General features: G+C 30.6%; 14 protein-coding genes and 1 pseudogene. 14 read left to right on the forward strand and 1 reads right to left on the reverse strand.

Translation table 11 applies throughout. The annotated features are described in order from the left end of the window. The 3 genes and pseudogenes from PEPCATONIAE_RS05915 to PEPCATONIAE_RS05925 all read left to right on the forward strand — a co-directional run. Nucleotides 1-1,647 (forward strand): recombinase family protein, encoded by a 1,647-nt coding sequence (locus tag PEPCATONIAE_RS05915; protein ID WP_138160183.1) that lies wholly within the window; start codon nt 1-3, stop codon nt 1,645-1,647. Nucleotides 1,648-1,653: 6 nt separating this feature from the next. After that, nucleotides 1,654-1,734: a Maff2 family mobile element protein gene (locus PEPCATONIAE_RS05920; RefSeq protein WP_115354505.1), complete on the forward strand. Its 81-nt coding sequence runs from the start codon at nt 1,654-1,656 to the stop codon at nt 1,732-1,734. A gap of 10 nt (nt 1,735-1,744) precedes the next feature. Further along, nucleotides 1,745-2,023, forward strand: a pseudogene (locus PEPCATONIAE_RS05925) (VirB6/TrbL-like conjugal transfer protein, CD1112 family); the annotation flags it as partial. Nucleotides 2,024-2,138: 115 nt separating this feature from the next. Here PEPCATONIAE_RS05925 and PEPCATONIAE_RS05930 read toward each other — a convergent pair. Further along, entirely contained in the window at nt 2,139-2,948 is an 810-nt protein-coding gene (locus tag PEPCATONIAE_RS05930; RefSeq protein ID WP_058259930.1) for a helix-turn-helix domain-containing protein, read from the reverse strand. A 398-nt stretch (nt 2,949-3,346) separates the two neighbouring features. Between PEPCATONIAE_RS05930 and PEPCATONIAE_RS05935 the strand changes: the two genes are divergently transcribed. The 11 genes from PEPCATONIAE_RS05935 to PEPCATONIAE_RS05985 all read left to right on the forward strand — a co-directional run bounded on the left by PEPCATONIAE_RS05935 (nt 3,347) and on the right by PEPCATONIAE_RS05985 (nt 15,057). Continuing rightward, nucleotides 3,347-3,583, forward strand: coding sequence for a helix-turn-helix transcriptional regulator (locus PEPCATONIAE_RS05935; RefSeq protein WP_082244154.1), 237 nt, complete (start codon nt 3,347-3,349; stop codon nt 3,581-3,583). Nucleotides 3,584-3,741: 158 nt separating this feature from the next. Continuing rightward, the gene (locus PEPCATONIAE_RS05940) at nt 3,742-4,170 is read left to right on the forward strand and encodes a hypothetical protein (RefSeq protein WP_058259931.1); all 429 of its coding nucleotides are present in this window, start codon (nt 3,742-3,744) and stop codon (nt 4,168-4,170) included. Nucleotides 4,171-4,239: 69 nt separating this feature from the next. Next, complete coding sequence (locus PEPCATONIAE_RS05945) at nt 4,240-6,120, forward strand: hypothetical protein (RefSeq protein WP_058259932.1); 1,881 nt, start codon at nt 4,240-4,242, stop codon at nt 6,118-6,120. 19 nt (nt 6,121-6,139) lie between these two features. Continuing rightward, nucleotides 6,140-6,760 (forward strand): ATP-binding cassette domain-containing protein, encoded by a 621-nt coding sequence (locus PEPCATONIAE_RS05950; protein WP_058259933.1) that lies wholly within the window; start codon nt 6,140-6,142, stop codon nt 6,758-6,760. Nucleotides 6,761-6,888: 128 nt separating this feature from the next. Next, nucleotides 6,889-7,293 (forward strand): hypothetical protein, encoded by a 405-nt coding sequence (locus PEPCATONIAE_RS05955; protein WP_058259934.1) that lies wholly within the window; start codon nt 6,889-6,891, stop codon nt 7,291-7,293. Between the two features lie 416 nt (nt 7,294-7,709). Continuing rightward, complete coding sequence (gene mobQ, locus PEPCATONIAE_RS05960) at nt 7,710-9,410, forward strand: MobQ family relaxase (RefSeq protein WP_138160187.1); 1,701 nt, start codon at nt 7,710-7,712, stop codon at nt 9,408-9,410. 153 nt (nt 9,411-9,563) lie between these two features. Continuing rightward, entirely contained in the window at nt 9,564-10,637 is a 1,074-nt protein-coding gene (locus PEPCATONIAE_RS05965; RefSeq protein ID WP_058259936.1) for a PDDEXK nuclease domain-containing protein, read from the forward strand. A 456-nt stretch (nt 10,638-11,093) separates the two neighbouring features. Next, entirely contained in the window at nt 11,094-11,816 is a 723-nt protein-coding gene (locus PEPCATONIAE_RS05970; RefSeq protein ID WP_058260673.1) for a hypothetical protein, read from the forward strand. Between the two features lie 132 nt (nt 11,817-11,948). Next, entirely contained in the window at nt 11,949-12,803 is an 855-nt protein-coding gene (locus PEPCATONIAE_RS05975; RefSeq protein ID WP_082244073.1) for an ATP-binding protein, read from the forward strand. Nucleotides 12,804-12,862: 59 nt separating this feature from the next. Further along, a complete protein-coding gene (locus PEPCATONIAE_RS05980) occupies nt 12,863-13,036 on the forward strand; it encodes a hypothetical protein (protein WP_155995276.1) in 174 nt (57 codons plus the stop codon). A 14-nt stretch (nt 13,037-13,050) separates the two neighbouring features. Beyond that, complete coding sequence (locus PEPCATONIAE_RS05985) at nt 13,051-15,057, forward strand: recombinase family protein (RefSeq protein ID WP_180339358.1); 2,007 nt, start codon at nt 13,051-13,053, stop codon at nt 15,055-15,057. Nucleotides 15,058-15,148: the final 91 nt, after the last annotated feature.

Below are 15,148 nucleotides of genomic sequence, written 5' to 3' on the forward strand. Positions count from 1 at the left end.
ATGATACAAACAAATTCAAATCACTTTTTATATCGGACTGCAATTTATTGCAGACTGTCTAAAGATGATGAGCAGAAAGGAGAGAGTGCTAGCATACAAAACCAAAGGGATATGCTTGAACATTATGTCAAGGCAAGAGGTTGGAATATAGCTGATGTATATGTCGATGACGGATACACAGGCTTAAATACGAACCGCCCCTCATTTCAAAGACTGATAAAAGATGTTGAGGAAAGAAAAATTGATATAGTCATTACTAAAGACTTATCAAGACTTGGAAGAAACTATCTTCAGACAGGATATTATACCGAGAATTTCTTTCCAAAAAACGGAGTGAGATATATCGCAGTCAATGACGGAGTGGATACCTTACAGGACAATAATGAGATAGTACCCTTTAAGAATGTACTAAATGAGTTTTATTCAAGAGATGTTTCAAAGAAGATGAAATCGGCATATCTTACAAGAGCAAGACAAGGTAAATTTACAGGCTGCCTTGCACCATTCGGATATATGAAAAATCCTGATGATACTTACTCTCTTATGGTAGATGAAGAAACTTCGTGGATAGTGGAAAAGATTTATGACCTTGCTATCAGTGGATATGGAGTACAGGCAATAAGGCGAATACTCTTTGATGAAAAAATTCCTACACCTACTTGGTGGAACAGGAAAAAGGGACTTAGAAATGTTTTTACCAAATTAGAAAAAACCGTAAAAGACGGCGAGTATTGGTGGGATTGTACAACAATCAAGGAGATAATTGAAAATCCTGTTTATCTTGGACACACGGCAAGTCAGAAAGCAAACTATCAATTCAAAATCGGTTGGCTATCAGACAAACCAAAAGATGATTGGATAGTTGTAGAAAATACCCACGAACCTATCGTTTCAGAAGATACCTACAAAATGGCAAATGAAAAGATAGAAAGTAGGAAGCGACCTTTTAAGACAGGAGAAGAAAGTATCTTCGCAGGACTTGTCAAATGCCCTGATTGTGGGAAAGCCTTAAATCTTGGAAGAAACAACTCAAAGAAAAAAGAGAAAATACTCACTTGTAACACTTATCGCAGATACGGAAAAAACTTGTGTACTCAGCATAGGATATACTTTGATACTCTTTATGAAATCGTACTTGCAGATATTAGAAAGAATGCAGACTTCGCTTTAAAAGATGAAAAGGAAGTCTTAAAGGCTCTTGAAAAATCAAGAGATACAGAAAATGAAGAAGAACAAATCTATATCGCAAAGAAGATTGAAGAAGATAGTAAAAGAGTGGCAGAGCTTGGTAACAAGATTGAGAAACTCTATGATGATTGGATAAATAAGAAAATCAGCGAGAGCAATTTCCAAAGAATACTTGAAAAATCTCAAGATGAGCAAGAGCTTTTAACAAAGCGAATTGAGGAAATGGAAAGAAAAGTTGTTACAAGTAGAGTAGATGAAAATGGTGTCTATAAATGGATAGAACTCATCAAGAAACACAAGAATATTAAGAAGCTGGACAAAGAAACCTTAAATGAACTCATCTCAAAAATCTATGTTCACGAAAAGGAAGTAGTGGACGGAGAAATCACCCAAATAATAGAAATACATTACAATTTCATAGGAAATACAGACAGCTTACAGGTCAGCTACAATCTCTAATTAGCCATAAAGCAGCTTATGGCTGGTGGGGGAATTGTACTAATCGGTATTAAATTAATTCCACTACTTGCAAATGCTTTAAATTAGGAGAAAGTCTATGTTTGGTATCTTTGACAAGCTAACTGAATTTTTTAAGGATATGCTACTCGGAGGTATCAAAGCAAATCTTGAGTCCATGTTCTTAGATATAAATGACAAGGTAGGAGTTATTGCAACTGATGTTGGGAAGACACCAATGGGTTGGAATGGAGAAGTATATAACTTCATAAAAAACATTAATGATAATGTGATTGTTCCAATAGCAGGTCTTATCATAACAGCAGTTTTATGTATTGAGCTCATAAATATGGTTATGCAAAAGAATAATATGCACGATGTTGTATTCTATAAGAGAAGTTATTCCAATATAGAATAACCTCAAATATAAAATACAAATTATCAAGCCTATTTACGATTGTTACAACCAAATAAATGAATTAGAAATATTGGAACTACTTTTTTCTTTTCCTAAAGTTAATACCTGAGTTTTTAATGATAGGAGATTTCTTGAATAGTCTCCTTAAAAATTCCTTTTCATCTTCAGATAACCTTTTATACTTTAGTTGAAAGGAATTACAGAAAATTTCAATGAACTTGTCTATATTGTTCCCTGAAGAAACCATGATTTGACGAATTTTTTGCAATGATAAAGTATCATCATCTTCAGGAATACTATCAATATCCTGTTCATGTTTTTTACGAATATCTTTTAGAATAGTATCCCATGTTTTATGAGTAATATGACAAAAGAAATCTTCTTCACCCACTTGAGCAGCCGATAGAGTCCTTAAAGTATGGTCACTATCAATATTGGGATGTTGACTAATGATTTCAGCCCTGACAGTTTCAAGAGAAGAATTTAAGTCATTAAATCGCTTAGTAGCAACACCATCAACAAAAATTTCCGTATTAGCCATAAGCTCCCTAAACTTATCATGTGTAGCAATTTCACAAAGTAAACGATTATTTATAGAACTACTTAGCAATAAATCAATCATATTATCACTCAAGTGTAGATTAGTTAAATCTGTATTTGGGTGATTTTTATTTTCCGTAAGGCAAAGCAAATAGTCGGTAGAAACATTATAAAACTGTGCAAGTGTAACTAAATTACCATGATTGATTTCTTTATAGTCATCATTTTCATAGTTACCTAAAGCAGATTTTGAAATACCTGTTAGCTTAGCTAATTCCTCTAAATTCAAATTATGAGCAACTCTTAAATCTTTTAAGCGTTCCTGTAAGGTTATTTTACACTTCATGACAGATAACCTCCTTAATACAAAATATTCTTAATAAATATTATATCATACTAAGTCCACAATCGTGGAAAAATGGGAGCGAAAACGGATATTCCAAGATTTAGGACATACGGGAAGAATAGCAAAAATACAATATCATACAGACATAAAGAAAATTGTTCTTTTACAATTGAATGAGCGGTCTGTAAGGATATGTATCTATGGGGAAGTAGGCGATGACTTTATATGTAGTAGAAAAGAGCCCGTCAAGTAGAACGAAACGTCGCTGTGAGATTCAGGGGCAGGAACTATATCAGGTGTAACCGACAAAAATTAGAATCAGATAACAAAAACTATTGACAAATAAAAATAATTATGGTGTCATTGTCTTAACCAAAAAGAAAGGTTTAAAAACAAGAGTGAAAAATAGGATTAAGGAGTTGAGAAAACCATTGGGTTTATCTCAACATAGATTAGGAAAAAGGTCAGGAGTAACAAGAATAACAATAAATAGGATAGAAACAGAAAATACAGTGCCTACATTAAAGGTGGCAAATGATATTGCAAATACTTTGGGTGTGTGTATATATCAAGTATTTGATTTAGATGGCACAGGACGTTATAAATGTTTAAATTGTAATTGTGATAATAATTAGCAAATTTCATTGCTAATTTATGTTATATCTTAAAATAAAGGGAGGTTTAAGTATGAGTAATTATATGAATCCTCAAAGGTATAGAAACGGAGATTGATTAGTTTTTGAGTTGATTTGGTAATTTGAAAAAAGTTGTATTTAAAATTAGGAGGATTATTATGAAACTTAAAAATAAAATTATCAGCAGTTTATTATTATCGAGTGTTTTAATTACTCCAATTGCGGCGTATGCAGCTAGTGAGAGTCTTGATGGTGGAAGTGGTTCTTGGTATGGTGGAATAGATAATCATGTTTTATATTCCAAAGTATGGGATCATAAAGCGGATGGAAGAAGATATCATGCAACTGTTTGGGTAAAGGATGATAATGGAGACAGAGATGAAGTGACAGGAACAACTAATGGTATTGATGCAGATGGTGAAGTAATAGTTACCAAAAGTGCATCTTATGATCACTTTTTTACTCCTAATAAGGCTGGTTATAAGGATTACGCTGTTATAACAAATCGTAGTATGGATTATAATGAAATGAGTACTGCACCTACTCCTGTTGAACTTGAAGTTGATTTGTGGGATGAGTTACAATAGTATTGAATTGTAATAACATGGGGAGTGAGAATTCTCACTCCCTTATTTTTATTATTGATGGTGATTAGTATGAAAAAATTATTTACATTGACCGGTGTTTTTGCAGGAATATACTTAGTATTTTTATTTATACTTTTTTCAAGTTCTCTGATTTTCCCTAATACTCAGGGACAGTTGTATGACTGTACGTTAGAAAAAACAATTACTGCAAAAGAATTAAGTGACATATCGAACAAATATAAAATTACAACATTTACAACTGAATATAAAAACACTAGTTTTTTTGAAAAAGACATAACCTTTAATTTTTTTAATAATTCAGATGTCAACAATATTAGATATGGATTGCAAAAAAAAATAATTAGAGCTAATAAAATCCTGTACGAAGAAAATTCAAATGAGGAACTAAAAATACAAAGATTTTGGGCTATAAATAATAATGAAGCTAATTTTAAATTATTTTCTGAAGATTTAAAAGAATATGTTTTACAAAAAGAGGAATTTGAAAGTCATAGAATGAATTTCTCGATTGTTTTTGCGGAAAAAAATATAGAGTTTTTTATATGTGTAATAATGTTTTTGATTTTTTGCGTAAGCATATATTATATATTGCGAAGCAAAGAAATTGCCATATTGAAATTAAATGGATATAATATTTTTGTTATCTCCATGAAGATTTTAGCAAAAGCAGTGCAACAGATTACGATAGGGTATACCATAATAGGATTGGCTTTTATTGTTTATTTAAATTTGCTTGACGGTACTCTGATTGGTGATTTTTTAAGACTTTATATGTATATATTTATATGCTTATTTGTGGCAATGTTAGTTATATGCATAATCGGTGCGGTCTTTATTAAAATATTAAAAATAATACCTGCCTTAAAAAACAATAAAAACAATAAAATTCTTATTATTTTAGTAGTGGCGTTTAAGGTGGCTATAACGGGTATATTTATATTTTCTGCTACTCACTTATGTAATGACTATTTAGACTATAAATTAACCACTGAGGGTTATGAAAGTATAGAAAGTAAAAATTTCAATTATATAAAAACATCAAAAACACCAGACGGAAATCTAATGGAAAATATATTGATTGCTATGGAAAAGAGCAACTTAGAAGATATTTATGATTATTCTAATCCAAGCTATAGTTTAAATGGACATGAGGTATTTAATAACATTAAAAAAAGAGAAGAGATGATTACGAATCCACCTGTGATTAGAATGTCTCATAATATGCTAAAATATGTAAAGATATATTCAGAGGATAATTCTGTTATTGATGTAAACTCTTTTGATAATAGAAAAACAATCATATTACTACCTAATAACTTGAGAAATAGAGCAAACGAAATACTAAAAAAATACGATGATATATCAAATTCAAAAGTTATATATATAAAAGACAAACAAGAACATTTTAATTTTTTAAGACCTAACGAAAAAGTTTATAATGCTATTTATTTATTGAAACCTATAGAAAGAAGTATTTATTTTAATAATGGTAGAGTTGTTTTTGGTAAAGAATCAACAGTTAAAATGGAAAAATATTTACTGAAAATAGGTGCAGATAAAGGAACGGTACAACTTATTAACTTGGAGTCTGAACACAAAAAAATGTTAGATTATATGCAGTTAAAGTTGATAGATAATATTCAGTTGTTTTTTATAAATACATTATCGTTTTTCTTAGCAATTATTGCAGTTGGTATTGTTTACTGCGAGTTTAGAAAAAAAGAGATTGCGATAATGAAAGTATCATCACAAAAACCGCTTAGGGTAATTTCTGTATTATGTAGTGTAAATGTAGCAATTACAACGGTAATAAGTTTGATTTTGAATCCGTTATTATGCACTGTTTGTGGATTGGAAATTGTAATATATATTCTAATCGTTTATTTATATTATTCGAGAAAAGCTGTAAGCGTTTTGAAAGGTGAATAATTTTCACAAGGAGGATTTTATGATTGAGCTTAAAAAAGTATCCAAATCATATGGAGATAAAGTATTATTTAATAATTTTAATTGCAATGTTAAAAAAGGAGAGTTTGTAGGTATTAAAGGTTGCTCAGGTAGTGGTAAATCAACTCTTTTAAATATAATAGGCTTGTTAGAAAACTGTGATAGTGGAGATATTATAATAGATGGTGATAAAGTAGATTATAAAGATAAAAAAAAGGTAAAAAAATTATTAAAAACACATATGGGTTATCTATTTCAAAATTTTGCGTTAATAGATGACTTTACAGTTTTGGAGAATTTATCAATAGGAATTAGTGGTAATAAGAACGAAAAAATCAATAAGATAAAAAAAGTTCTTGGGGATCTAAATTTAGATGTTGATTTAAATAAGAAAATATTCAAACTTTCTGGAGGTGAGCAACAGAGAATTGCAATAGCAAGACTTATATTACAAAATAAGTCTATAATATTAGCGGATGAACCAACTGCATCGGTTGATCCACAGAACAGGGATATAATTTTAGATATATTAAAAAAATTAAATAAAGAAGGAAAAACGATTATTTTAGTTTCACATGATGACTATGTGATAGAACATACAGATAGAGTTATATTCTTATAAATTATATTATAAAAGGACTATGGTAAAATACTTTAGTCCTTTTATAATATTTTAGATTTAGTAACTCGGATTGGAGAGTAAAACTTCCAACCTGAGTTGATTGAAAAATAGAAACGGAGAAAATAAATATGAAAGAATTAGAAAATGTAATGATTAAATTAGAAAAAGTTACAAAGAAAAAAGAGCAGATGGACAATCAAATTAAGCTATTGAAACAGAAAGAAAAGAAGCTTAAAAGAAGTGCAGAAACAAAAAGAAAAGTAAGGAAAGGTGGAGTGTTTGAAGCCTTTGAAAGAGAAATTACAGGTATGCAGGAAGAAACAAATAATGATTTGATCTATGACTTTTTAGACTATATCCTATCAGATAATAGGAATAGAGAAAAACTAAAGGAACTTACAGAAATTTATCTTAGAGACAGAGAAATTCCTGTAGAAGAAATTGAAAATCTTGATGATGAAAATGATAGCTTAGATAATCTAAAAGACGAAAACTTAGATGAAGATTTGGAAGCTGGCTTTTTAGAAAGTTAAGATTAAAAAATAAAGAATAGATAGGTGGCTTTTATGAAAACTAAATGTAAAAATTGATGTAGCAAAGTGGAGAGATTTTTAACACTTTGCTTTTTTATTGATTTTTAATCAAGAAAAAACAAAGTTCACAGGGGTTAAGGGGGAGTAGCCCACTTGAACAAATAAAAATGCTTTAGCGTTTTTGTTTCCTTAGCGGAGCGAATAGCTTTCTACAAGAACGCAAATCACCGAATGTAGTCGGTGTATCTTTGCGCCCTTTGAAAAAGGGAGTAAAGATACTTACTACCATAAAGATTATAAAATATTGAAATTTAATATAGGATAAAGATAAGCAGATAGAAAAATTACTAAAGAAAATCTATCTGCTTTTCTTATGTTGAAGAATAAAAAATAAAAAATGAAAGGAGCGAAAAATAATGGAGATAAAAAGTCTGCATACTCGTGTAGACATAGTATCAAGATCAAAGGGAGCAAGTGTAATAGCAAAAGCAGCATATAATGCAAGGGATAAATTAAAAGATGAATACTATGGAAAAACCCATGACTATTCAAAAAAAGAAGATCTTGTATTTTCAAAAATATTTCTACCAGAACATATACCAAAAGAATTTTCCAACAGAGAGTACCTGTGGAATAGTGTTGAAAAAATAGAGAAAAATAAAAACTCTCAACTTGCAAGAAATCTACTCTTTACAATTCCAAGAGAATTAAATGAACAGGAGAGAATAAAACTTATCAGTGAATTTATTGAAGAAAACTTTACCTCTAAAGGTATGATAGCAGATTGTAATATTCATAATCCTATGGCAAGCGATAATGAAGAACAGCCACACGCCCATATCCTACTTACCCTTAGAGAAATTGACGAACAAGGAAAATGGAAACCTAAAAGCAGAAAAGAATATATCCTTGATGAAAATGGAGAAAAGATAAAGCTAAAAAGCGGTAACTACAAAGCAAGAAAAGTAAACTTAAATGATTGGAATGAACCTGACAAAGCAAAAGAATGGAGAGAAAACTTTTCAAAGAAAGCAAATGAGTATTTAGAAAAAAATAATATAGATAAAAGAATTGATCCACGCACTTTTGAAGAACAAGGTAGAGAAGAACTGCCACAAGTTCATTTAGGGACAGCAAGCTATCAAATGGAGAAAAAAGGTATACAGACAGAAAGAGGAAATCATAACAGAAAAATCATAGCCTTAAATAAAGAGTTCAAAAAATTAAAAGAAGAAATTGCAGAAATAAGCAGTTGGATTTTAAGTTTGATAAATATGGTAAAAGGACTGTTGAAAGGATTTTCTAAAGAAAAACAAGAAGAATATAACCTAACTCCAGACCTTTTTGATGTTTATTCCTATCTTGAAACCTACTATAAAATTCAAAAGGAACTTTCTAAAAATCTAAGTTATGACAGTAGAATGAGAAAAGAACATTTTGACTCTAAAAAATATGTTAATGCCCTATCCTATATGAGCAGCAATAACCTAAAGACAATCATAGATATACAGTGTAAAAAAGATGAAGTATTGACAAAGCTAAAAGAAAATAAGGAAAGCATAGCCGACTGTAATAAGCAAATTAAGAACATAGAAACTATAATCAAACAGGCTAAAATAATGAGAGAACATAAAACTGTCTATGATAGATACAAAGGAGCTGGTAATTCTATCTTCAGTAAAATAGCAGGAACAAGTAAAGAAGAATATTACAATTCCCATAAAGAAGAAATTGATAAATATATTAGAGCAAAATCTATTCTAAAAAAATTAAGTGGAAGTGAAAAGATAGAAACAAAGAAATGGGAGAAAGAAAAAAGAGAGTTGCAGACAGATATAAATCATCTCACTTTTAACCAAAAATTTATAAAAGAGGAAATTACTCAAATAAACCATATCAAATATGTAGTAGGAGAAGTAAATAAAGACTTTGGAATAGTTATAAATATTGAGATAGAAATAGCCTATAAAAAAGCTATTGCAAGAGGAGAAAAACCAAGTGTAAAAATGGCATTAGAAGAATTTCAAAGGCAGATTAAAAAAGAGGATAGGCAAAAAGCATGGGCAAAGAAGTATTACAAGAATAAAGACCATATTCATAAGGAAACTGAAAGATAGAAAAGAGCCTTTATTTTTGGTATAATTATGTCAATTAAAATAAAACTTTGATGATAAAATGAGCTTATTTGCTATAAGCTGTTTATGATAAAAAATTAAAACTCGTACCGCTGGTGCGAGAATTGAGATAAAAAAGCGATTGGAGTTGTAAGAATGGATAAAAAAGATTTAGCTATCATAGGAGATAGTGAATATAAAAAATTACTTTTAGATTTAAAGGAAAAAGTTAGACGCAGTCAATTAAAAGCAGCAGTAAAAGTTAATTATGAGTTACTCGATTTGTATTGGAACTTGGGGAAAGAAATTGTTGAAAAACAAAAGCAATATTCTTGGGGTGATAGTTTTCTAAAATTATTGAGTAGTGATTTAAGAAAAGAATTTCCAGACATGAGAGGATTTTCAGCCGTAAACTTAAAACACATAAGATATTGGTATAACTTTTATAATGATTACCTAATTGGGTTACGAGCTGTAACCCAATTATCGGATATTGAAAGAAGGATAAAAAGTATTCCTTGGGGACATAATCAAAGGATTATGTATAAGTGTAAAGATGTCAAAGAGGCTTTGTTTTATATAGATAAGACTATTGAAAATGGGTGGAGCAGGACGGTTTTGGAACATCAGATTGATGGAGATTTATATAAAAGGGTTGGGAATGCAGTTACTAATTTTGACAATAGATTACCGGCTGTCCAATCTGAATTAGCTAAGCAAACAATAAAAGATCCATACAACTTTGATTTTCTAACAATAAGGGATAAATATGATGAAAGAGAGTTGGAAGAGGCATTAGTAAATCAAATAACTTCTTTTCTTTTGGAACTTGGTACAGGATTTTCTTACATGGGTAGGCAAGTTCATATCAAGGTTGGAGAAAGTGATTTTTATATAGATTTACTTTTCTATCATGTTAAACTACACTCCTATGTTGTAGTAGAATTAAAGACAGAGAAATTTAAGCCGGAATTTGTAGGACAACTCAATTTTTATGTAACAGCTGTAAATAAGAATATGAAATCAAATAGTGATAATCAAACCATAGGAATACTAATTTGCAGAGATAAAGATAATGTAGTCGCTGAATATTCGCTTGAAAATATCTCACAGCCAATAGGAATAAGTAAGTATGAAATTAGCAAACTACTTGAGCAGGAATATAAAAGCAGCTTACCATCTATTGAAGAAATAGAAGAGTCTATAAAAGAATTAGATTCAGAAAAATAAAAAATGAAAATGGCAAATAGTTATTAAATAAATAGCCATATACACTTACAAAGGGCGGTAGAAGTAAAATCTATCGTCTTTTTTATTTGAAGGAAGGACGAAAATATAAGTAAAAACAAAAGATTATTACAGGAATAAGGAAAGATGAAATCCTAAAATAGGACAACATAAAAAACAAAAGCTGATGGAACAAATCGTTCGGTCAGATAAATAAGCTGACGCACTGTTTCAGAGCATAAGGCTGCGTACCCATTTTGAGAACGCAGATAGAAAGATGAGTCCTCGTTTTAGGGACGCATATAGCCTGTGTCATGTTTCATGATGGCAGTTTTATAAGGATGCCCTGTTTTGGGGCGTGCTAACTATAAAGGGTGTCGTAAATCACGACTTCCTTAAAAACTAAGAGGGGGTAACGATTTGTTACACCCTTTTTTAGAAGAAAAGAGAGGAGAAAAAATGGCAGATAAAAGAATGTTTTCACTAAAGATAGTGGATAGTGACTTATTTTTGGATATGCCACTAAGTAGTCAGTGCCTATATTTTCATCTATCAATGAGGGCAGATGATGACGGATTTGTGGATAATCCTAAGAAGATAATAAAAATTATAGGAGCAAATGAAGATGACTTAAAAATCCTAATTACAAAGGGATTTGTAATTGTCTTTGAGAGAGGAATTATAGTCATTACTCATTGGAAGATAAATAACTACATCAGAAATGACAGACGAAAAGAAACTATGTATATTACGGAAAAACAAAGTTTAACACAAACAGAAAACGGAGCATATATAAGGCTTGAAAATCTTGGTATACCAAATGAAAACCAAGTGTCAACCGTTTGTCCGCATAGTATAGGTAAGGGTAGATTAGATAAGGTTAGTATAGATAAGGGGAGCATAGAACAGGCTAGCCCCTTTTCTCTTTACGGAGAATATAAAAATATTCGATTAACTGATGAGGAATACCAAAAGCTAAAGGATAGGCTAAAAGGACATACCGATACGATGATTGAAAAATTATCAAGATATATCAAAGGTTCAGGAAAAGACTACAAAGACCACTATGTAACAATCCTTAATTGGTATGAACAGGACAAAGAGAAACTAACACAGAAAAATATTCAAAATAAAAGTTCTAAAACCTATTCAACCAACTATGAGGACAGCGACAGCCTATAAATATCATATAACAAGGTGGAAAGGTGTTTTTAGAGTATTAAAGCTGAAAGAGGTATCAGAGTATACCCAATATAAAAAATAAGCCTTAAAACGCATTCCACCACTTAAATAAGAACAAGGAGGATGAAAGCTATGAATAACAAAGATACTCAAAATATGATAACTACAAAAATACAAGGTACAGATTTTACCTACAACAAAGAAACTCACTATGAAAAAGACGGACATATCTATTGTAAGACTTGTAATGAAAGAATAGACGGAAAGCCTATTCCAATGTTAGATAAAAAGCTAATGATAATTAGAAATGCTTGTAAATGTGATAGAGATAGAGCAGAGCAAGAAAAATTAAGAGAAAAGCAGATTGAACAGGATAGACTTAGAAAAAACTGCTTTATATCCAAAAATCAAATAGCCTATACCTTTGAAAATGCTGATGAAGATACCGACAAAGAAATCATCAAAAAAACTAAAAACTATGTAAAGCATTTTGAAGAAATGAGAAAGGACAATGTAGGTTTACTCTTATATGGAAATGTAGGAAGTGGTAAGACCTATCTTGCTTGTTCAATAGCAAATGCCATAATCACAGAGTATTCCTATACTGTTAAAATGATAAACTTTGCACAGATACTAAATGATTTACAAAAAGGTGGCTTTAACCTTGATAGAAATGAATATATAGAGCAAATAACAAATCCTACTCTACTAATCCTTGATGATTTTGGAATAGAAAGGAATACAGAATACGCCTTAGAGCAAATCTACAATGTGATAAATGCAAGATACCTAAAGGCAAGACTGACCATTATAACTACAAACCTAAATTTCAAAGACATAGAGAAAGAACAGGAAGATATAATGCTTGGCAGGATTTATTCAAGGATAATAGAAATGTGCTTACCTCTTAGGGTAATAGGACTTGATAGGAGAAAAATACAAAGTAAAGAAAAGCTGAAGAAAGCACAAAACTTAATAGACGAGTAAAGGCGATTGAAAAAGTAGAAATTCTAATCGCTTTTTTTATTTTACAGGAAGGAGAATTTATGAATACCATACAAACAGAAAACACAGACAATAAAAAAACTAAAGTAATTCAAAAAGAAATTGGAAATACAAAATACACTGTAAATATCTTTTGTAAGAAAAATGGAAAAGAGCTGAAAGATAAGATGAAATCAATCATTAAGCAGGAAGTTATAAAAAATAGCGACAATTAATGGTGGAAAAAATTATGAAAAAGGAGTATAATACAAATATCGTAGGTAGGCTTGATAGACAGGAGGAAAATATGTCTATTCAAGCTAACAGAAAAACAGCTCTTTATTGTCGTTTATCAAGAGATGATGAACTTCAAGGAGAAAGCAATTCCATTACAAATCAAAAGAAGATTTTAAGCCAGTTTGCCAAGCAGAGTGGCTTTTTTCAGTGTGAATTTTTCATTGATGACGGCTACTCAGGAACAAATTTTGACAGACCTGAATTTCAAAATATGATAACAAGGGTTGCAAATGGAGAAATAGGAACAGTAATTGTAAAAGACTTGTCCAGATTTGGAAGAAATCATCTTCATGTAGGGATCTATACAACAGAATTTTTTCCGAAGTATAATGTAAGATTTATTGCCATAAATGATAATGTAGATACCTTTACTACCGATATGGAAACAGATATAAGTATTCCAATCAAAAATATTATTAATGAAATCTATGCAGTAGATACCAGTAGAAAAATTAAGGCAGTATATAGGGCAAAGGGACTTGAGGGAAAGCATACAGGAAGCCATGCCATATATGGATATAAAAAAGACCCTGATAACAAGGATAAGTGGATTATTGATGAAGAAGCTGCAAAAGTTGTAAAGAGGATTTACTCTTTAGTTGTAAGTGGACTTGGACCCTATCAGATAGCAGATTTATTATACAAAGAGAAAGTCTATTCTCCATCGTACTATATGGCTATGAATGGCTATGGGAATCGTATCAATAAGGAATTTGACACACCATATCGTTGGTGGGGAACAAGTATTTCGTGTATTGTAAGACGTGAAGAATACTTAGGTCATACTGTAAACTTTAAGACCATCAAGCCAAGCTTTAAGGATAAGAGAAGGTACACCAATAAAAAAGAAAATTGGGCTATTTTTGAAAATACTCATGAAGCGATTATTGACAAAGAAACATGGGAAATTGCCAATTCCCTTTTGAAAACGACAAGAAGGCAGTCGAGAGAGGGAACGGTAAATCCACTAACAGGCAAGCTGTTTTGTGGAGATTGTGGAGAAAAACTATATAATTCAAGAGGGATAAATAGAAAGGGTACAGGACATTACAAAGAAGATGTCAGGTATGATAATTATATATGCTCAACCTATCAGAAACATAGAAATGAATGCTCTGCACATTACATTCGTACAGAAGTTGTTAGAGAGCTTATTTTAGAAGCATTAAAAGATATTAGTAAATACATTGAGGATAATGAGGAAGAATTTAAAAATATCGTTATATCTGCAAGACTTGAAGAAAGAGAGAAAAGTCAAAAGGAAAATATAAAGAAATTAAACGCTGATAAGAATAGATTAGCTGTAATAGATAGGTTATTTGTAAAATTGTATGAGGATAATGCAAGTGGCAGAATAAACGATGAAACCTTTAATAAGATAGCTATCCAGTATACTGATGAACAAAAGATCTTAAATAGTGAAATATTTGAGCTTGAGGAAGTAACAGGAAAGCTACAATCTGTTAGTGATAATACAGAGCAGTTTATTAAGACCATTAAGAACTTTACTGATTTTTCCATACTCACAACCTCAATGATAAATCAATTGATAGATAAAATTGTGATATATCAAAAGGAGAAACTTAAAAGATATAAGTTTACTCAAAGGATAGATATTTACTTTAACTTTATCGGTAAGTTTGAAATAGAAAAGGATGATGAAATAAAGGAAGATACCTATATAGAGGAAAAAGAAGATAAAAAGTATATTCACAAAGACAGCAGATTTTCACCGATAACAGAATATCTGAAAGGGCAAGACAGAGAAATAGAGCTTGATTTTTCAAAGGTGGAAGAACTTATAGGCAGAAAACTTTGCAAATCAGCAAGAACCTATCCAAGCTATTGGTATGCAAGTGAAGATAGACCTATGGGAAATTCTATTTATAATGCAGGATATGATATTGTAAAGTTAGATGTAAAAAAAGAAACAATAAGGCTTATAAACTACGACAAGTAAAATATAGATGAGATTAGAGGTAACTACTAAAAATGGTGGTTACCTCTTTTTTTATTTGTAAATATTTGAAAAACTTTGTTGACAAATATCA

The organism is Peptoniphilus catoniae, assembly GCF_901447155.2.
In the GTDB taxonomy this organism is placed as follows: Bacteria; Bacillota; Clostridia; order Tissierellales; family Peptoniphilaceae; genus Peptoniphilus_E; species Peptoniphilus_E catoniae.